Consider the following 18,931-nt stretch of genomic DNA (forward strand, 5'->3'; position numbering starts at 1 on the left):
GGATGCACGGTGCGAGGACATTCGAGCGGCCGGGGACGTCCCCCACTTGGCACGGACATGGCGACCCCATGGCGGAAGGATGAGTTCCGCATGATTCGGCGCGAGGCCGACGCGTACGCTGCGGAGCCATGAACACCGTGAACAACGCCGCGACGGGTCCGGCCGGCGGCGAGGACGAGGCCGGGCGCGTCGCCGTGGTGACGGGTGCCGGCTCGGGCATCGGCCGGGCCGTCGCCGTCGAACTGCTGCGCGCGGGCTGGTCGGTGGCGCTCGCCGGCCGACGCCCCGAGACCCTGGGGGAGACGGCCGCGCTGGCCCCCGGCCGCACCGCGCTCGCCGTACGCGCCGACGTGTCCCGGCCCGAGGACGTGGCGGCCCTGTTCACCGTCGTGCGCGACCGGTTCGGCCGGCTGGACCTGCTGTTCAACAACGCCGGGACGTTCGGTCCCGGCGGCGTGCCGGTGGAGGACCTGTCCTACGAGGCGTGGCGGCACGTGGTGGACACCAACCTCAACGGGGCGTTCCTGTGCGCGCAGGCGGCGTACCGGCAGATGAAGGAGCAGGACCCGCAGGGCGGCCGGATCATCATCAACGGCTCGATCTCGGCGCACACGCCCCGCCCGCACTCGGCGCCCTACACCGCCACCAAGCACGCCCTGACCGGCCTGACCAAGGCGCTCTCGCTGGACGGGCGGCCGTACCGCATCGCGGTCGGGCAGATCGACATCGGCAACGCGGCCACCGACATGACGGCCCGGATGGAGACGGGCGCCCTCCAGGCCAACGGCGAGGTGGTCGCGGAACCCGTGATGGACGTCGCCGACGTGGCCCGCACGGTACGGCACATGGCCGAGCTGCCCCTCGAGGCGAACGTGCAGTTCGCCACGGTGCTGGCGACGACGATGCCGTACGTGGGACGCGGCTGAGCGAGGACTCCGGCGCGCTCCGACGTGCGGGGCCCGGACACGCGGGGCCCGGACACGCGGGGCCCGGACACGCGGGGCCCGGACACGCGGGGCCCGGACACGCGGGGCCCGGACACGCGGGCCTCAGCCGCGTCGGGGCGAGCCGAGCAGAACGCGGCCGCCGGGGACCGCGGGCACCCGGGCCAGGGCGACAGGCCGGGGCGACAGGCCAGGGTGACCGGCCAGGGCGACAGGCCGTGGCGACCGGCCGCGTCACCGGCGGTGGCGGCCCCCGGTGCCGGCCTCCGCCACCGCTGCCGCCCCGCCCCGGCCCCGGGCCCCGCTCCGAGTCCCGGCCTCACCCCTGCCCTGACCCTGGACCCGGCCCTGCCCCTGCCCCTCTACCTGGTTCCGGGCGCGGACCCGTCGGCGCAGCGCCCACACCCCGCCCGCGAGCAGCGCGGCCGTCCCGCCCGCGCCCTCCAGCAGCCGCCAGGTCGAGGGACCGCCGTCAGCCGCCGCACCGGACGCACCGGCGGTGGCGGCGGCGCCGGCGGCCTCGTGCCCGGGTGGACCGCCCGCCTTCGCGCCGCCCTCGCTCAACGGTTCGACCAGCGTGCCCACCGCCCGTGCCGCCCCGCCCTGGGCGAAGCCCCAGTCGAGCAGGGCGGCCGCCTCCTCGTAGACGGCGTTGGCGCCGGCCGCGGGGTTCAGCACGGTGACGAGGAGGGTGCGGCCCCCGCGGACGGCGGCCCCGGTGAAGGTGTTCCCGGCGTGCGTGGTGTAGCCGTTCTTCACGCCGATCATGCCGTCGTACGTCCTCAGGCCCCATGATCCGGTCAGCAGGCGGTCGGTGTTCTGGATCTGGAAGGTTTTCTTCCCGCCGGCCGGGAAGTCGGCGGTGCGCTTGCCGCAGTAGCCGCGGAAGTCGGCGTTCCGCAGCCCGTGCCGGGCGAACAGGGTCAGGTCGTAGGCCGAGGACAGCTGGCCCGGGTGGTCGTAGCCGTCCGGGCTGACCACGTGAGTGTCGAGGGCTTGCAGGTCCACCGCCCTGGCCTGCATCTCGGCGACCGTCCTCGCCACGCCGCCGTTCATGGCGGCGAGCACGTGCACCGCGTCGTTGCCCGAGCGCAGGAACACGCCCTGCCACAACTGCTCGACGGTGTAGGTGGTGCCGGGCTGGATGCCGACGAGACTGGACCCGGAGGGGATGCCGGCCAGGTCGGCTTCGGTGACCGTGTGCCGTTCGGTACGGGGGAACTTGGCCAGCACCGTGTCGGCGAACAGCATCTTCAGCGTGGACGCGGGCGCCAGGCGCTGGTGTGCGCGGTAGGCGGCGAGTACCTCGCCGCTCTCCCAGTCGGCGAGGAGCCAGGCGCGGGCGGTGAGCTTTCGGGGCAGGCCGGTGGCGCCGCGCACCTGAACGCCGGGCCGGGCCAGCAGCGCGCCGCCGACCGTGGCCGTGCTCGCGTCGGTACTCGTGGTGGCAGCGGCTCCGGTCCCGGCGGCCGAGGCCGGGCCGCCGGCCGCCACCGCGGCGAGCGGGGCGGCGGCGGTCAGGGCGAGCAGGGAGCGCCGGGACAGCCGGGGGGACATCGCAGACCAAGAGGAATCGCGCACTCCGGGACCGTACAGAGCGAGCCCGGCCCGATGCACGACGGGTCACCAAAGCCTGATCAAAAGATCATCAAAAGGAGGGAACGGGACCGTGTTCGGGATGCGTTGGGGCCACTCCTCGGGTGCGCCCCGGGCGTGTCCCGTGTCCCGCCGAACGGCACCGGGCGGGCCGGTCGGGACCGGCACACCGGCACACCGGCTCACCGGCTCACCGGCTCACCGGCTCACCGGCTCACCGGCCGAGGATCCGATCGACCTCGGCCAGTTGCCCAGCGGTGAGCGGCCCCTTCGCGAGGGCACCCGCGTTCTCCTCCGCCTGCGCTACCGAGCGGAAGCCCGGGATCGGCACGGTACGCGGACTGCGCGCCCACAGCCAGGCCAGGGCGCCCTGGGCGAGCGTACGGCCGCCGCTGGTGAGGATGTCGCGCACCGCCTCGACGCGGGCCAGCCACCGCGGGTCGGCGCCGGTTCCGGCCTGGAAGCCGGGCAGCCAGACGGGCGGCCTGCTGCGGATGTCCCCCGCCTCCAGGGGTGCCCCGCCGGCATGCTTGCCGGTCAGTACACCCATGGCGAGCGGGCTGCGGTTGACGCTGGCGAGGTCCGACTCCTCGCACAGGGCCAGCATCTCGGGCGCGTCCTGGAGCAGGTTGAGCGCGTGCTGTACGGCCGTGCAGTGGTCGCCCTCGGCGAAGACGGCCGCGCGGGCCGGGTCGTCGGTGCTCCAGGCATAGGCGCGGATCAGGCCCTCGCGGACGAAGTCCTCGCACAGGTCGCGCAGTTCGGCCGCCTCGTCCAGCCGGGCGTCGGAGATGTGCAACTGGTACAGATCGATGTGGTCGGTGCCGAGGCGGGTGAGGGACGCGGTGAGCGCGCTGCGGGCGTGCTCCGGGGAGGCGTTCTGGCCGTCGGCGGTGCGGGTGCGTTCGTCGAAGAGGTTGCCCCACTTGGTGGCGACGACGACGTCGTCCCGGCCCTTGCCGAGGGCCCGTCCGAGCAGCCGCTCGCTGTGTCCGCAGCCGTAGGCGTCGGCGGTGTCGAAGAAGGTCACGCCGAGGTCGAGGGCGCGGCGCACGGCCCGCACGGACTCCTCGTCGTCGACCTTGCCCCAGCCGAGGGGCTGTCCGTCCGGGGTCTGCCACTCCCCGCCGATCGCCCAGCAGCCGAAGCCGAGCGCGCTGACCTCGATCCCGCTGCGGCCCAGGGTGCGTGTGCCGGTGAATGTGCGCGTGAAGGTGGTGGTCTCCATGCCCGTGAACGCTAGGAGTTGAAGCGCACGCGAAGACAAGCGGTCGTACGGAACCGTCTTCTGCTCAGGCCTGGCCGGTCTCGAACCGGCAGATCCGCCCGTCCTCGGCGACGGTGAAGAACCACCGGGTGCGCATCTCGCCCCAGGTGTCGTTGCGGTGGCGGGCGACCAGGGCACGGCCGCCCCTGGACTCGTTGTCGACCTCCAGGCGCCCGTGCGTGGCGAAGATCTCCGCCTCGACCCACTCGGCCAGATCGCGGTCGGAGCCGTCGTCCGACATGGTGGCGCCCGGTGCGAGGAGCCGCATGAAGCCCTGCCGGTCATGGGCGTTGACGGCGGTGACGAAGGCGCGGACGGCCGGGTCGCTGAGTTTGGCGGTCTGAATCGTCATGTCGGCAACGGTCACACCGGTTCCGGCGGCCCGCCACCCGAACGGCGCCCCGGACGGGCCGTACGGGTGCGAAGGGTGCGACGGTTGAGGCGCGGGGGGATGCGTTGGGGCTGTTCGTGCTGTTTCCGCCGTCTTCCCGGGGAGTGACCGTGACCTGTTACGACCGACGTGATCTGGGCCTGCTGCTGCTCCGGCTGGGAACCGGCGGGGTGCTGGCCGCGCACGGCGCGCAGAAGCTGCTCGGCTGGTTCGGCGGGGCCGGCCTCGAGGGCACCGGCCGGTTCATGGAGTCCGTCGGCTACCGGCCGGGGAAGGCGAGCGCGACGATGGCGGGCCTCGCGGAGGCGGGCGGCGGCCTGCTGCTGGCGCTGGGCCTGGCCACCCCGGCGGCGGGCTCGGCGGCGGCCGGCGCGATGGCGGGCGCCGCGGCGGTGCACGCGCCCAACGGCTTCTTCGCCCAGGAGGGCGGTTACGAGTACGCCGCCTCCCTGGGCCTGACGGCCGCAGGCCTCTCGGTCACGGGCCCCGGCCGCCTCTCCCTGGACCACGCCCTCGGCCACGGGGTCAACCGCGGCTGGATGGTCCCGGCGGCGTTCGCCACGACCGCCGCGGCCACGGCGGTCGTCCTCGGTGCACGTGTGCGCCAACTGCGCCGACAGAAGGAGGGGCAGCAGGAACCTCTGTTCGAGGAGTGACCCGGCCCGGGAAACCCGGTCCGCACGTCTGCGCGACCGTGCGAGGCTGCGCGCCATGAGCTATCAGCACCCGGACACCGCGCCTACGCCGCCCGCCGACCTGTGGAACTCCATCGACGACCTGTGGAACTGGCTGGACACCCACGACACGCGCGACGGCCGCGCGCCCGACGACCGCCGGGGCCTGCTGCTGGGCATGCTCAAGCTGTCCGAGGAGGTCGGCGAGGCCGCCCAGGCGGTGATCGGCGCCACCGGCCAGAACCCGCGCAAGGGCACCACCCACACCTGGGCGGACGTGGAGGCGGAACTGTGCGACGTGGTGATCACGGCCCTGGTGGCCCTGCGCACCCTGACCCCCGAGGCCCGCGAGGTCTTCGCCCACCACCTGGCGAGGGTCAGGCAGCGGTCGCTGGGGGCGGACGCGCCGGCGCCCCGATCGACCCGGCGCGACTGAACACGGCACACCCCGCCCCGGTCACGGACAAGGACCCGGGCCCGTCGGCGGTGAGCCCCAGCAGCGGGGGCATACTCTCTGGAACCGTGAACACTCAACCGGTTGAGTGCTCACGACCGTGAACAGACCCCCGCCCTCGGAGGCCCTCGGAGCGGCAGAGCCGCGGACAGCGGCAGACGAGTCGGGCTGTACGCCGGGTTCTGTTCCGGAGGGTCCTCGCGGGCCCTCCGGCGACGGCCATCCATCTAGGACCGGCGTTGCCGCCGGTCTCGTGCGGTCCACCCGCGGACTCGGGCGGGCAGCCCTCGAACGTCCGCGCAGAGCGCGCCTCGCGGCGGCTCCTTTTGACCTTGCTCCGGGTGGGGTTTACCTAGCTGCCCAGGTCACCCTGGGCACTGGTGGTCTCTTACACCACCGTTTCACCCTTACCGAGGACCGAGGTCCCCGGCGGTCTGTTTTCTGTGGCACTGTCCCGCGGGTCACCCCGGGTGGCCGTTAGCCACCACCCTGCCCTCTGGAGCCCGGACGTTCCTCGGGAAGTCCCCTGGGGAACTCCACGCGGCCGCCCGCCCGGCTCGTCTGCCGTGCCGACCATGATACCGGGACGCACACCGCAGTTCGTCCGCCCCGACCGCCGCGGTCAACCGTCACGGCCAACCGTCACGGCCAACCATCCGCCGTCGGCCGTCCGACGCCGGTCCCTGCCGAACGCGGCCGCTTCAGGAGACCGACGACGGGAAGGCGAGGAGGCCGACCTGCTGGTGCGCACCCTCAGTACGCTGGCGCGGAGTGCTACCGAAGGAGAGACCCCGTGCTTGTGCTGCTGCCGCCGTCCGAAGGCAAGGCCTCCGTGGGCCGCGGGGCCCCGCTGACGATGGAGTCGCTGTCGCTGCCGGGACTGGCCGCCGCCCGCGAGGCCGTGCTGGGTGAGCTGGTCGAGCTGTGCTCCGGCGACGAGGGCAAGGCCCGGGAGGTGCTCGGGCTGAGCGAGGGCCTGCGCGGCGAGGTCGCCAAGAACGCGGGGCTGCGCACGGCGGGGGCCCGGCCCGCCGGGGAGATCTACACCGGAGTGCTCTACGACGCCCTCGGCCTGGCCTCCCTCGACCCGGCCGCCAAGCGCCGTGCGGCGGGCTCGCTGCTGGTCTTCTCGGGGCTGTGGGGTGCGGTGCGGGTGACCGACCGGATCCCTTCCTACCGCTGCTCGATGGGGGTGAAGCTGCCCGGGCTCGGGGCGCTGGGCGCGTACTGGCGCACACCGATGGCCTCGGTGCTGCCCGAGGCGGCCGGTGACGGGCTGGTGCTGGATCTGCGGTCCGCCGCGTACGCGGCCGCGTGGAAGCCGAAGGGCGAGGTCGCGACGCGGACGGCGACCGTACGGGTGCTGCACTCGCAGGTCGTGGACGGCGTGGAGAAGCGCTCGGTGGTCAGCCACTTCAACAAGGCGACCAAGGGCCGGATGGTGCGCAGCCTCCTGGCCCAGGGAGTCTCTCCCCGGAGCCCTGCCGAACTGGTCGAGGCGCTGCGCGACCTCGGGTACGTCGTGGAGGCCGAGCCGCCGGCCAAGGCCGGGAAGGCCTGGGCGCTGGACGTGGTGGTGACGGAGATCCACTGACGACCGACCGCAGTCCAATGCATTGCATCATGCGCAACGGCCTTTGCGCATGATGCGGAGGGCGGGCAGGATGTGGCCATGTCCACTCCCCTGCCTTCCTCCGCCGTGCCCGCCTCCGTGCTGGACCTCGCCACCGTCATGCCCGTGGTCGTCCTGGAGGACGCCGCTCTCGCCGTGCCTCTGGCGCGGGCACTGGTCGCCGGCGGGCTGCCCGCGATCGAGGTGACGCTGCGGACGGCCGCCGCGCAGGATGCCGTCCGGGCGATCGCCGCCGAGGTGCCGGAGGCGGTGGTGGGCGCCGGGACCGTGGTCGGGGCGGAGCAGGTGACCGCGTCCGTGGCGGCCGGGGCGCGGTTCCTGGTCAGCCCCGGCTGGACCGACGCCCTGCTGGCGGCCATGACGGAGTCCGGGGTGCCGTTCCTGCCCGGGGTGTCGACCGCGTCGGAGGTCGTGGCGCTGCTGGAGCGCGGGGTGCGGGAGATGAAGTTCTTCCCGGCGCAGGCGGCCGGCGGCACCGCCTATCTCAAGTCGCTCGCCTCCCCGCTGCCGCAGGCCCGCTTCTGCCCCACCGGAGGCATCGGACCGGACACCGCTCCCGAGTACCTGGCTCTGCCCAACGTCGGCTGCGTCGGCGGCAGTTGGATGGTCCCGGCGGACGCGGTGGCCGCCCGCGACTGGCCCCGTATCGAACGTCTGGCCCGCGAGGCGGCAGCCCTCGGCTGAGGACGGACGGACTTCGGCGGGAGGGACACCCCTGGGCCAGGGGAGGGCATCCCCATGGGCCGGGGGCGAACGGCCTTCGGCCGGGAAGGCGGCCGTGGATCCCGGACGCGGACAGACCCTCGGCTCGGACAGGACCGCCTTCGCCGGGACCCGGACAGTCTCCCGCCCTACGGGCAGGACCACCCCCGACCAGACCCCGGAAAGACCCTCGGCCCGGGCAGGACCGCCCTCGCCGGAACCCGGACAGACCCCCGCCCCGGACAGGACCGCCCTCGCCGGGACCCGGACAGACCCCCGCCCCGGACAGGACCGCCCTGGACCAGGCCCCGGACAGGCCCTCGGCCCGGGCAGGACCGCCCTCGACCGGGGCGCGGACGGCCTTCGGCTCGGCGAGGGTGCCTCTCGGCCGAGGCGGGCCGGGCCCCTGGCCGGGGCGGAGGCTCAGCGCAGGTGCGAGGTGTCGTTGAGGAGCCGAACGCTCGCGTTGCCGTCCGCGTAGTACGCCACCGCCGACAGCGAGGCCGCCGACAGTTCCATGCGGAACAGGGACTCCGGCGGCGCGCCGAGGGCCAGGCGGACGAACGTCTTGATCGGGGTGACGTGGGTGACCAGCAGGACGGTGCGCCCGGCGTACGCCGCGACCAGTTTGTCGCGGGTGGCGGCGATCCGGGTCGCGGTCGTCGCGAAGCTTTCGCCACCGCCGGTGGGTTCGGCGTCCGGGGAGGCCAGCCAGGCCCTCAGGTCGTCCGGGTACCGTTCGCTCACCTCGCCGAAGGTGAGCCCCTCCCAGGCCCCGAAGTCGGTCTCGCGGAGTCCGTCGTCGACCGTCACGTCCAGCCCCAGGCGGGCGGCGACGATCCGGGCGGTCTCCCGGGTGCGGGCGAGCGGTGAGGACACGACGGCCTGGACCGTGCCGCGCCGGGCGAGCGCCGCCGCGGTCTTCTCCGCCTGCTCCCGGCCGATGCCGGACAGCGAGGGGTCCGCACCGCCGCTGCCGGAGAACCGCTTCTGCGGGGTCAGCGGCGTCTCACCGTGGCGCAGCAGCACGAAGGTGGCGGGGGCGCCGAGGTCTGCGGGCGCCCATCCGGGCGTGGCGACCGCCCGGGCGGCCCGCGTGTCGGCCGCCGCCTTCGCGTCGGCAGCGCCCGCCGCGTCGATGTCCGGAGCGCCCCTGTCCCCCGCGAGCCCCTCCACCACGCCCCCGTCCACCGCGGAGCCGGCGGTCGCGGAGCCGGCGGTCGCGGAGCCGGCGGTCGCGGACGCGGACGTGTCCAGTGCGGCCGTCGACGCCGACGGCGACCACTGCTCGCCCCGGGCGCCCGCGTCCATCGCCTCGTTGGCCAGCCGATCGGCGTGCTTGTTCCGCTCGCGCGGGATCCACTCGTACGTCACCTGTCCGGGCGGGAAGACCCGGGCCGCCACCGCGGCGAGCGGCTTGAGGTCGGGGTGCTTGATCTTCCAGCGGCCCGACATCTGCTCGACGACGAGCTTGGAGTCCATCCGGACGTGCACGCGCGCCGCCGGGTCCAGGGCGTGCGCGGCCCGCAGGCCGGCCAGCAGGCCCCGGTACTCGGCCACGTTGTTGGTGACGGTGCCCAGGTACTCGGCCGCCTCGGCCAGGGGCTCCCCCGTCGTCGCGTCGAGCACGACGGCGCCGTAGCCCGCGGGCCCGGGATTGCCCCGCGACCCGCCGTCGGCCTCGACGACGAACTCCCGCACACCGGGCTCCCGCGGACCGGACTCAGGCACGCCCGTCCGCCCCCTACAGTCCGGACTCGGCGGTGCGGACCAGGATGCGGCGGCAGTTCTCGCAGCGCACCACCGTGTCGGGCGCGGCCGAGCGGATCTCGTTCAGCTCGGTGATGGCCAGCTCCTGGCGGCAGCCCTGGCAGGTGCGCTGGTACAGCTTGGCCGCGCCGATGCCGCCCTGCTGCTCGCGCAGCTTGTCGTAGAGCTTGAGGAGGTCCGCGGGGACGGACCCGGCGATGACCTCGCGCTCCTTGGTCACGGACGCCGCCTCGCCGTCGATCTCCTCGAAGGCCGCGTCCCGGCGGGTGGCGGCGTCGTCGGTCTTGGCCTGGACGGAGGCGACCCGCCCGGTCAGCTCGGCGACCCGCTCCTGCGCGGACTCGCGGCGCTCCATGACCTCGAGGACGACGTCCTCAAGGTCGCCCTGGCGCTTGGCGAGCGAGGCGATCTCGTGCTGGAGGTTGGCCAGGTCCTTCGGGGAGCTGACCGCTCCGGAGTCGAGGCGCTTCTGGTCGCGGGCGGCGCGGGTGCGCACCTGGTCCACGTCCTGCTCGGCCTTGGTCTGCTCGCGGGCGCAGTCGCTCTCCTCGGTCTGCGCGGCCACGAGCAGGTCGCGCAGCTGGGTGAGGTCCTTGGTCAGCGACTCGATCTCGGCGTGCTCGGGCAGCGACCTGCGCTTGTGCGCGAGCTGCTGCAGGCGGACGTCGAGGGCCTGGACTTCGAGGAGTCGGATCTGGTCGGCGGGCGCGGCGTTCAGTTGGGGGCTCCCGTTAGTTGTCGGTGGTGGCGGTGGACGCCGCGTGGGCGGTCCAGGGGTCGGTGACCGTCTTGGAGACGTGGACGCGCAGGTCCCATCCGTGCCGGTCGGAGATCTCGTCGAGCTGTGCGGCGGCCAGCTCGCACCAGGGCCACTCGGTGGCCCAGTGCGCCGCGTCGAGGAGCGCGAGCCGGGTGTGGGCGCGGGCCTCGGAGGCCGGGTGGTGACGCAGGTCCGCGGTGAGGAAGGCGTCGACGCCGGCGGCCCGTACGGCGTCGAAGAGGCTGTCGCCGCTGCCGCCGCTGACGGCGACCGTGCGCACCAGCGCCTCGGGATCGCCGGCGACCCGGATGCCCTGCGCGGTGGCGGGCAGCCGCTCGGCGGCGCGGGCGGCGAGTTCGCGGACGGTCAGCGGGTGGTCCAGCTCGCAGACCCGGCCCAGGCCCCGGCAGCCGTCCGGGTCGGTGGGGTCCGGCACGAGGGGCCGGACGACCCTGAGGTCCAGCGCGCCGGCCAGCGCGTCGCTGACACCCGGGTCGGCGGTGTCGGCGTTGGTGTGCGCCACGTGCAGGGCGACGTCGTTCTTGATCAGCGTGTGCACCACGCGGCCCTTGAAGGTGGCGGCCGCCACCGTGGTGGTGCCTCGCAGGTAGAGCGGGTGGTGGGTGACGAGCAGGTCGGCGCCCAGCTTCACCGCCTCGTCGACGATCTCCTGGACCGGGTCGACGGCGAACAGGACCCGGCCGACCTCCTGGTCGGGGTCGCCCACGACGGTGCCGACCGCGTCCCAGGACTCGGCCCGCTCGGCGGGCCACAGGTTCTCCAGCGCGGCGATGACTTCAGACAGACGGGGCACGAGTGCAAGGCTACCTGGGTGTTCGCCCCGGCTGAACCGGTGCCGCCGCCCCGGCCGGGGTCGCCGGCGTCCAGCACAAACGTTCCGCTTTTCTCAGGCGAATCGTTACTGGGCCACCCGTTGGTGTGAAGCCTCCGCCCGCCGGAGCCCCGCCTGTGCGTACGAAAACTAGCGTCCTCACAGGAGGTGACCGAACGATGACAGTCTGTGCCTCTCCGGGGGTCTCGGCCGCACGCGAACAGGAGGGCGCCCCACCGCCGTCACCGGCCGACGAGGACGGCGGTCCGCCACGGGCCGCCTGCGCGATCACGGTGGACGGCGCCTACGCGGCCCGGCTGGCCCGCAGCGGCGACTCCTGGTACCCGGAGCGCTGGACGCTGGGCGGCCCGGAGCCGTACGCGGTGCCGCTGCCCGGCAACCAGCCCGAGGAACCGGGCACCGAGGTGCAGCCGATGGGCGACGGCCGGGTGCTGATCCGGCGGCTGGTGGCCGGCCGGAACACGTTCTCGCTGCTGTACCCGACCGGCCCGGGCACCGGCGAGCTGCCGCTGGGCGCGGTCGAGTGCCCGGAGGGCACCCGGCTGCGGATGCTGCCCCCGGCGCCCGGCGGCGAGCGGGCGTACGCGCTCGCCGTGGGCTCGCGCTCCTCGGCGGTGTGGCTGGTGGCGGGCGGGCCCTTCGGGCCGGAGCTGCTGGCGGAGGTGGAGGGGCACTGCTCGGGCGGGGTCTGGCTGGACCGCGCGGGGCGGATGCTGGCCCTGGACCGACGGGCCGCCGGGCGCACCAAGACGGTCGTGGTGGACCTGGGCCGCGGCGGCGCGGTGTCGCCACTGCTGCAGATCGCGCCGCACAGCGACGACCGGCTGCTGCTCGCCGATCCGGACAGCGGGCTGCTGCTGATCCGCTCGGACGCGCCCTGTCCCGGGGAGCAGCGGCTGGGCTGGGGCGTGCTCGGCAGCACGCTGCCGGTGCGGTTCCCCCAGTGGCTGCGGCTGCCGGACTGCGTGGTCACGCCGTTCGCGATCCAGCCGGGGCAGGTGCTGACGCCGGAGCAGTGCGCGGTGGCGTTGCGCTGCGACGGCGCGTTCGGCAGCTGGGTGGGCGTGTGGCGGCCCGCCGAGCGCCGGGTGCGGCATCTGCCCGCGCCCGAGGGATGGCTGACCGGCGCCGGACTGTGGACGGACGAGGGTGTGCTGCGGCTGCCGTTCGCCACCCGGGCGGTGCCGTGCGGGGTGGCCCGGTGGACGCCTCCGGGGCGGGAACCCGCGCAGGCGGCCCGCGCGCCCCGGGCAGCACAGGCGCCACGTTCGGCGCAGCTGCCAGGGTCGGCGCAGATGCCACGACAGGCGCACGTGCCACAGCCGGCGCAGGTACCCGAGTCGGCACAGGTGCCACGGCCGGCACAGGTGCCACGGCCGGCGCAGATGCCGGCGTCGGCGCAGGCGCCGCGTTCGGCGCAGTTGCCACGGGCTACGCAGGCGGTACGGACGGCACGGGCCGCGCGCATGCCGCGCCGGGCCCTGCTGCCACCGCCCTCCGCCACGGACCCGACGAGCGACGCGCCGCCGCAGGGCGTACCGCCGAACACCTCCCGCGACACGGCACGGGACACCTCTCACGAGCTCCCGCGGGGCGCGTCGCCGGATGCGCCGCGGGGCCCGTCCCGGGACTCCTCGTCCGACGCGCTCCCCGGCTTGGCGCCCGGCGCTCCGGACCGCGGCGCACCGGCAGCGCTCCCGGATGCGGCGTCTGAGGCAGTGGCGGAGGCGCTCCCGGAAGCGGAGGGTCCGGGACCGGTCGTAACGCGCCCCCTCACCCTGCAACAAGCGGCGCTTACCGGGCGTATGACAGGGCATATGACGGGACGTATGGCAACAAGATAACGAAGTCGTGCCGGTTGGCGTGGCCGTCTGGATTCGACCCGAGGTGTGCCGGTTAGACTCGCCCGGCTGTACGAAAGATCATGTTGACGGGGTGAATTCTTCCGATGAGCGACGCCAGTACGACCCAGCCGCTGTCAGCCGGCGCCCAGGAACACCCGGGCCACGGTAAGCACCGCGGCCCGGTCTCCGCCCAGGACGGCGAGACGGCCCCCAGGGGTCGCCACCGCAAGCCGGCCGAGGAGATGACCGAAGTGGCCGCCTGACGGCACAGCGCACGACGAACGGCCCCGCCCCTCCACCCGAGGGGCGGGGCCGCTTCGTGAGCGGACCCGCCGCGTCACCTCCCGCGCCGCCTCCCGCATCCCTTTCCCGGACCCGCCCGAACGCCCCGCCGCGTGCCCATCGGGTGCCGGCCGGTGTGCCCTCGGTCGCGCCCTCGGTCGCGCTCTCAGGTGTGCTCGACGACCGTGTCGACCAGGACCGGCGCGTCATCGCGTTCGACGGCGCCCACCGCCACCCTCACGGCGCCGTCCCCTCGCCACATGCGCACGCGCAGGGTCTCGCCGGGGTACACCACCGAGGCGAAGCGCGCGGTGTAGGACCGTACGCGGGTGACGTCGCCGCCGAGCAGCGTGTCGACGACCGCCTTGAGCGTCATGCCGTAGGTGCACAGGCCGTGCAGGACCGGGCGGTCGAAGCCGGCGGACCGGGCGAAGCCGGGATCGGCGTGCAGCGGGTTGCGGTCGCCGGTGAGGCGGTAGAGCAGGGCCTGGTCCTCACGGACCGGTCGTCGGACCGTCCGGTCCGGAGCACCGGCGGGCGGGGCGGGCCGTGCGGAGGGGCCGCGGTCGCCGCCCCAGCCGCCCTCCCCGCGCACGAAGATCCGCGCGTCGTCGGTCCACAGCGGGCCGTCGGCGTCGGCGACCTCGGTGCGCAGGGTGAGCAGGGCCGCCTCACCTTTGTCGTGGACGGCGGTGATGCGGCTGGTGGCGGTCGCGGCGCCCCGCACGGGCACGGGCCGGTGCACCGTCAGCGTCTGACCGCCGTGCAGGACGCGGGCGAGGTCGACCTCGACGCCCGGCATGGACAGGGCCCGGATCACGCCGGGCGCGCCGCCGCCCGCGACGGTGGCGAAGCTCGGCAGGACGTGCAGCCGGCTCTCCAGGGTGTAGCGCAGTTCTCCCGGATCGGTCGCCGGGACGCCCGCGCCGATGCCGAGGTGGTAGAGCTGCACGTCCGTCGGCCCCCAGGAGATCCCGTCGGTCCGGGGTGCGGCCGCGACGGCCTTCGCTGCGTCGATGGGCATGCCTTTTCCGTCTCCCCTGTCTCTCCCGGTCACCGCGGACCGTGCCGACCGGACACCGTCCGATGCCTCCCGACCACCGCGGACCGCGCCGGACGCGCAGCGGCCACCGGCCGACCCGTCACGGACCACGCCGGACGTCCATCCAACACCCGGGCGCCACGCACCACACCGGACCAGCATCCGGCACCGGTCGACCCGCCACGCGCCACGCCGGACAAGCATCCGGTATCTTCCGCGCCGTGCCGGGCGTGCCCGCGGGGTCGGCCAGGACATTTGTCCTGCCCGAGTCCGTACAACAGCATCTGCCCGCCGTGCTGCGCGCACCGTAGCGTCGTAGACATGACAGCAGGCGGGAAGGCAGGCGCGGCACGGACAGAGCGCGCCGCGTCCCGCGCGGGGGCGGTCGAGACCTTCGGCGGCCGACCGCCCGGCTCGTGGTTCGTACGCCGCGCTGTCGTACCGCCGGAACGCGGGGAACATCTGATCGGGGGAACGGGAACATGAGCCGGACGAGAGAACTCGCCTGCCACGTGGAGTCGTGGCGGACGGCCTTCCGGGAGACGCGGCGGGCACAGCGGCGCTGCGAGGACGGGAAGGAGCGGCTCAAGGCCGAGCGGAAGGCCGCGCGGAGGACCGGGAAGGCGGCCGAGAACCCCGGCCCGCCCCCCACCGGTTTCACCCTGGTGCCCTGGCTGCTGATGGGGATGGGCTCCCTCTCCAACGTCCTCCAGGGCGAGACGCCCGACCCGTGGATCGGCGGGCTCGGCCTGCTCGCCTTCAACTCGCTGTACGTCTACGTCGTCTTCCGCGCCTTCGACAAGGAACGGCGCGAGGCGGTCTCCACCCGGGTGGCGCTGTTGCTGATGGGCTCGGTGACCACCGGACTGGCGCTCGTCTACGGCGGCAACTGGCTGCTGTTCTTCCCGCTGCTGGGCCTGGCGACGGGCGCGATCCTGCGCGGTCCCTGGCTGGGTCGGTCCGGTCTGCTGCTGGCCGCGTTCGCCGGGACGGTGTCGGCCTTCCGCGACGGCTGGGACGGGATCAACATCGGCTACGCCACGTTCCTGTCCACCATGGTGACCGCCGCGATCCTGGGCCTGAGCGAGGCCGTGCGGGAACTGCGGGCCGCCCGCGAGGAACTGGCGCGCCGGGCGGTGGAGGAGGAGCGCATGCGTTTCTCCCGGGACCTGCACGACCTGCTCGGCCACACGCTGTCGGTGATCGTGGTGAAGTCGGAGGCGGCCCGCCGGCTGGCGGACCGCGACATGGGCGCGGCGCTGACGCAGATCACCGACATCGAGTCCGTCGGGCGGCAGGCGCTCACCGAGATCCGAGAAGCGGTCACCGGCTACCGCGAGGGCAGTCTCAGCACGGAACTGGACCGGGCCCGGTCGGCGCTGACCGCCGCCGGCATCGAGTCCGACGTACGCCGATCGGGGCCGCCGCTGACCCCGCAGACCGAGGCGCTGCTGGGCTGGGTGGTGCGCGAGGCGGTCACCAACGTGGTGCGGCACAGTGGCGCGGGCCGCTGCGAGATCACCGTCGCCGGCGCGGCCGAACGGGTCCGGCTCACGATCGCCGACGACGGGGACGGAACATCGGCCCGGCCTGCCGTGCCGGGCGTCGGGGGCACCGGTCTGAAGGGTCTGACCGAGCGCCTCGCGACGGCGGGCGGCTCCCTGCGGGCCGGCCCGTCGCCACGCGGCGGCTTCGCGGTCACCGCGGAACTCCCCAGGGAACCGGGCGAGTTGTCACCGGCGGCGCTCCCGGTCGCGGGTCCGGGTACGAGCACGGGTACGGCCGCGCGCACCCGTGGGGGAACGGGTACGGCTACGGCGCCCAGGGCGCGGTGACCTGCCAGCTCACGTCGGCCGGCCATGAGGTGGCACTGTCCCAGGCGTTGGAACCACCGTCGCTCGCGATGTACACGTCGTAGTCGTAGTGCCGCAGGTAGCGGGTCGGGTAGTTGTACGACGCGAGGGACGTGGTGCCGCTGCCGCTCTTGCCGGCGGTGGGGCAGAAGGTGGCGTCGGCGCGGAACTGGGCGGTGCCGTCCATGGGCTGCCGCCTGAGGCGGTAGTCGAAGTGCCGCAGGAAGTCCCCGGGGTAGTTGCGCGACTCGAAGGAGACGCAGGAGGCGCTCGCCAGGCCCCGGCGGACGATCCAGGTGGCGTCGTTCCTGTCCAGGCTGGAACTGCTCGACGTCACCGCGGAGATCACCGCCGCGTCGTTCTGGTGCCGCAGGTAGTCGCCGGTGCAGCAGGAGGTCGTCGCGCGCAGCGAGATCTCCGAGCCGGGGGTGAGCGAGCCGGTGCTGCCGGTGGCGCCGCCGTAGCCCGCGGAGACGATGTCGGCCTGGACGGCGTTGTCGGCGGCGTCGGTCGGGATGCCTGAGGTCATCACGCCCTCGAAGAACGAGCCGATGGAGCCGTTGCTGTTGTCACCGCCGGTGCCGAGGACGATGGCGCCCTCCTGGTGCATGGGCGAGTAGCCGGAGGCGGTGGGCTCGGAACCGGAATACGTCGTGGTGAGTCCGCCCGATTGCGCGTTGCCGTATTTCAGCGCGAAATGGTTCTGGCCGTTGTTCTTGAGCAACGCGGTCACGAACGGCAGCGGTCCGGTGCCGGTGTTGGAGGTGTTCCTGCTGTAGCCGGCGTCCGACTGGAACAGCCCGTTCTCCAGGTCGGCCTGCACCCAGGGTCCCTGTCCGTAGCAGGGCGCGAACCAGCACTCGGTGCCGAAGTTGATGGCGTCCATGTGGCCGTTGCCGGTGTCCATGTTGTTGGTCTCGGCGTTGCCGTAGTCGAAGCAGCAGCGGCCGTTGACGTGGGTGCCGGAGGTGACCATGTACATCCCCTCGGCCTGCCCGTTGACGGCCACGCCCGAGGTGGAGTTGTCCCGGTAGCCCATGCCGGCGGAGATCTCCAGGCCGTAGACCTGGTGCCCGCCGACGGTCACCGGCAGCGCGTCCGCCGGGGCCGCGACGTCGGCGGCTCCGGCCCCGCCGGCCCCCTCGACGGTGAGGTCGTTGTGGCGCGCCGACTGGTCGTGGATCTCGGTGATGACGCAGGTGGTGCCGGCGCAGAAGGAGTCCTGGGCGGCAGCGTTCGCGTACCCGCCGGTGGCGAGCAGTCCTATGTCGGCGGTGGCGCCGTCGGAGGCACGCCGCACCTGGTACAGCGGCCCGCCGTACGACGAGTACAGCGCCCGTACGAGGCTGTGCGCGGCCACACAGGGGGTGCCGGCGGCGGCGTAGACGTCGCACGGGAGCGAACCGGCGGCCGAGGCCTGCGGCACGCCGACGGCGAGCGCGACGACGGCCGCGAGCACCGAGAGCAGGGCCAGGGCGGCGCTGCGGAGTCTGGAGAACAAGGGGTGCCCCTTTCGTTCCGGGTCGGACGATACGGGTGCTTGGCTTGATGCTTGGGCTGTGCCGCGTGCTGGGACCGTGCCGTGCGCTTGAGCTGTGCCGTGGGCTCGTCCTGCCGGGCCGGGGCCCGTGGGCGGGTCCTGCCCCGGGGGCCGACGCCGACGCCTCGCGCCGTTCGAAATACCGGACAACGTTCGGACGAAATCCCGAACATTCCCGCATCTGAAATACCGAACATCGCGGAAGCACGAAGAACGGCACCGGAACGAAACGGTCCGGCGCCGAATTCAGAGCCGATTGTTTGCCCGCCGCCCCGGCGCGTCAAGACACCCGGAGCCCAACCGGTCGATTTGTTCAATACCCTTGGGGCGTGAACGAGATGCCCCGGGACCACCGGCCCGCCGAGTCCGTCCGCGTCCTGCTCGCCGAGGACCAGGGCATGATGCGGGGGGCGCTCGCCCTGCTGCTCGGCATGGAGGAGGACCTGGAGGTCGTCGCCCAGGTCTCACGTGGTGACGCGATCGTGGACGCCGTGCTGGCCCACCGGCCCGACATCGCCCTGCTGGACATCGAACTGCCGGGGATGAGCGGTCTGGACGCCGCCGCCGCGCTGCGCGGTCGGGCGCCCGACTGCCGGGTACTCATCCTGACCACCTTCGGCCGCCCCGGCTATCTGCGCCGGGCCATGGAGGCGGGCGCGGCCGGTTTCCTGGTCAAGGACGGTCCGGTGGAGGAACTGGCCGCCGCGATCCGCCGGGTGCTGGCCGGCGAGACGGTGGTCGACCCGGCGCTCGCGACGGCGGCCCTGAGCGCGGGCCCGAACCCGCTCACCGCGCGCGAGTGCGAGGTGCTGAACGCGTCGGCCGACGGGGCGACCGTCGCCGACATCGCCGCCCGGCTGCGCCTGTCCGAGTCCACCGTCCGCAACTACCTGTCCTCCGCCATCGGCAAGACCGGCACCCGCAATCGCACGGAGGCGACGCGGGAGGCGCGCCGGCAGGGCTGGCTGTAGCCCCCGGCGGCCGTCCGTCCGGCCCGTGCGGCGCCCCGGCGTCCGGGCGCCCCGGGCGGCCCCCGGCGTCCGTCCGGCCGTGCGGCGACCCGGCGTCCGGGCGGGGCGGTTGGCCGCCGGGCGCACCGGTGTCCGGCCAGCATGACCTCACTCGCGCAGCCGTCTCCCACGCATGGGCTCGCGCACCGGCCGCCCGGGGCTTCCCGCACAACCTGACGGCAAGTCATATCTGACGAGCAGTCAGAGTCTCTGGAAACGGTCAAGAATTCGTTAGTGAGCCGAAGCATCGGAATAGCCGCTCCGGCGTACGGCGTTGCCCGGTCATATGTTCCGCACGGCCGACCGCCGATCCGCG

16 protein-coding genes, 1 other RNA gene and 1 pseudogene are annotated in these 18,931 nt (G+C 74.0%); 9 read left to right on the forward strand and 9 right to left on the reverse strand.

Translation table 11 applies throughout. The annotated features are described in order from the left end of the window. Positions 1-128: 128 nt before the first annotated feature. The gene (locus ACF061_RS02405; RefSeq protein WP_392264911.1) at positions 129-926 is read left to right on the forward strand and encodes an SDR family oxidoreductase; all 798 of its coding nucleotides are present in this window, start codon (positions 129-131) and stop codon (positions 924-926) included. 252 nt (positions 927-1,178) lie between these two features. Here the strand turns inward: ACF061_RS02405 and ACF061_RS02410 are convergent, their stop codons facing one another. The 3 genes from ACF061_RS02410 to ACF061_RS02420 all read right to left on the reverse strand — a co-directional run bounded on the left by ACF061_RS02410 (position 1,179) and on the right by ACF061_RS02420 (position 4,159). Next, positions 1,179-2,501: a D-alanyl-D-alanine carboxypeptidase family protein gene (locus tag ACF061_RS02410; protein WP_392265374.1), complete on the reverse strand. Its 1,323-nt coding sequence runs from the start codon at positions 2,499-2,501 to the stop codon at positions 1,179-1,181. A 253-nt stretch (positions 2,502-2,754) separates the two neighbouring features. Further along, positions 2,755-3,768 carry an aldo/keto reductase gene (locus ACF061_RS02415; RefSeq protein WP_392264912.1) on the reverse strand — a complete coding sequence of 338 codons (1,014 nt, stop codon included), beginning with the start codon at positions 3,766-3,768 and terminating at the stop codon, positions 2,755-2,757. 64 nt (positions 3,769-3,832) lie between these two features. Then, positions 3,833-4,159, reverse strand: coding sequence for a nuclear transport factor 2 family protein (locus ACF061_RS02420; protein ID WP_392264913.1), 327 nt, complete (start codon positions 4,157-4,159; stop codon positions 3,833-3,835). Positions 4,160-4,308: 149 nt separating this feature from the next. Here ACF061_RS02420 and ACF061_RS02425 point away from each other — a divergent pair, with 149 nt between their 5' ends. Next, entirely contained in the window at positions 4,309-4,854 is a 546-nt protein-coding gene (locus ACF061_RS02425; RefSeq protein ID WP_392264914.1) for a DoxX family protein, read from the forward strand. Between the two features lie 55 nt (positions 4,855-4,909). Continuing rightward, the gene (locus ACF061_RS02430) at positions 4,910-5,308 is read left to right on the forward strand and encodes a MazG-like family protein (protein WP_392264915.1); all 399 of its coding nucleotides are present in this window, start codon (positions 4,910-4,912) and stop codon (positions 5,306-5,308) included. 173 nt (positions 5,309-5,481) lie between these two features. Here the strand turns inward: ACF061_RS02430 and rnpB are convergent. Then, an RNA gene (rnpB, locus tag ACF061_RS02435) (RNase P RNA component class A) lies at positions 5,482-5,886 on the reverse strand. 233 nt (positions 5,887-6,119) lie between these two features. Between rnpB and yaaA the strand changes: the two genes are divergently transcribed. After that, positions 6,120-6,920 carry a peroxide stress protein YaaA gene (gene yaaA / locus ACF061_RS02440; protein WP_392264916.1) on the forward strand — a complete coding sequence of 267 codons (801 nt, stop codon included), beginning with the start codon at positions 6,120-6,122 and terminating at the stop codon, positions 6,918-6,920. Positions 6,921-6,998: 78 nt separating this feature from the next. After that, positions 6,999-7,643 (forward strand): bifunctional 4-hydroxy-2-oxoglutarate aldolase/2-dehydro-3-deoxy-phosphogluconate aldolase, encoded by a 645-nt coding sequence (gene eda, locus ACF061_RS02445; protein ID WP_392264917.1) that lies wholly within the window; start codon positions 6,999-7,001, stop codon positions 7,641-7,643. A gap of 441 nt (positions 7,644-8,084) precedes the next feature. Here the strand turns inward: eda and ACF061_RS02450 are convergent, their stop codons facing one another. Genes ACF061_RS02450 through ACF061_RS02460 form a run of 3 tightly spaced genes read right to left on the reverse strand, consistent with a single transcriptional unit; the run spans position 8,085 to position 11,005 of the window. Next, a complete protein-coding gene (locus ACF061_RS02450; protein ID WP_392265375.1) occupies positions 8,085-9,362 on the reverse strand; it encodes a bifunctional RNase H/acid phosphatase in 1,278 nt (425 codons plus the stop codon). A gap of 43 nt (positions 9,363-9,405) precedes the next feature. Then, the gene (locus tag ACF061_RS02455) at positions 9,406-10,149 is read right to left on the reverse strand and encodes a zinc ribbon domain-containing protein (RefSeq protein WP_392265376.1); all 744 of its coding nucleotides are present in this window, start codon (positions 10,147-10,149) and stop codon (positions 9,406-9,408) included. A 13-nt stretch (positions 10,150-10,162) separates the two neighbouring features. Then, positions 10,163-11,005, reverse strand: a complete 843-nt coding sequence (locus ACF061_RS02460; RefSeq protein WP_392264918.1) for a Nif3-like dinuclear metal center hexameric protein — start codon at positions 11,003-11,005, stop codon at positions 10,163-10,165. A 197-nt stretch (positions 11,006-11,202) separates the two neighbouring features. Here ACF061_RS02460 and ACF061_RS02465 point away from each other — a divergent pair. Together ACF061_RS02465 and ACF061_RS02470 are read left to right on the forward strand one after the other, a co-directional pair. Further along, positions 11,203-12,261 (forward strand): annotated as a pseudogene (locus ACF061_RS02465) (hypothetical protein); the annotation flags it as partial. A gap of 731 nt (positions 12,262-12,992) precedes the next feature. Further along, positions 12,993-13,151: a hypothetical protein gene (locus ACF061_RS02470; RefSeq protein ID WP_392264919.1), complete on the forward strand. Its 159-nt coding sequence runs from the start codon at positions 12,993-12,995 to the stop codon at positions 13,149-13,151. 185 nt (positions 13,152-13,336) lie between these two features. Here ACF061_RS02470 and ACF061_RS02475 read toward each other — a convergent pair whose 3' ends face one another. After that, the gene (locus tag ACF061_RS02475) at positions 13,337-14,194 is read right to left on the reverse strand and encodes a MaoC/PaaZ C-terminal domain-containing protein (protein WP_392264920.1); all 858 of its coding nucleotides are present in this window, start codon (positions 14,192-14,194) and stop codon (positions 13,337-13,339) included. A gap of 500 nt (positions 14,195-14,694) precedes the next feature. On the opposite strand from ACF061_RS02475, the gene ACF061_RS02480 reads away from it, so the two are divergent. After that, positions 14,695-16,047, forward strand: coding sequence for a sensor histidine kinase (locus ACF061_RS02480; protein WP_392264921.1), 1,353 nt, complete (start codon positions 14,695-14,697; stop codon positions 16,045-16,047). Here ACF061_RS02480 and ACF061_RS02485 read toward each other — a convergent pair. Continuing rightward, positions 16,025-17,566 carry an alpha-L-arabinofuranosidase B gene (locus tag ACF061_RS02485; RefSeq protein ID WP_392264922.1) on the reverse strand — a complete coding sequence of 514 codons (1,542 nt, stop codon included), beginning with the start codon at positions 17,564-17,566 and terminating at the stop codon, positions 16,025-16,027. The two genes, ACF061_RS02480 and ACF061_RS02485, sit on opposite strands and share 23 nt — an antisense overlap. A gap of 377 nt (positions 17,567-17,943) precedes the next feature. On the opposite strand from ACF061_RS02485, the gene ACF061_RS02490 reads away from it, so the two are divergent. Next, positions 17,944-18,576: a response regulator gene (locus ACF061_RS02490; protein WP_392265377.1), complete on the forward strand. Its 633-nt coding sequence runs from the start codon at positions 17,944-17,946 to the stop codon at positions 18,574-18,576. Positions 18,577-18,931 lie beyond the last annotated feature (355 nt).

Source organism: Streptomyces sp. NPDC015220 (assembly GCF_043079345.1).
Lineage (GTDB): Bacteria > Actinomycetota > Actinomycetes > Streptomycetales > Streptomycetaceae > Streptomyces.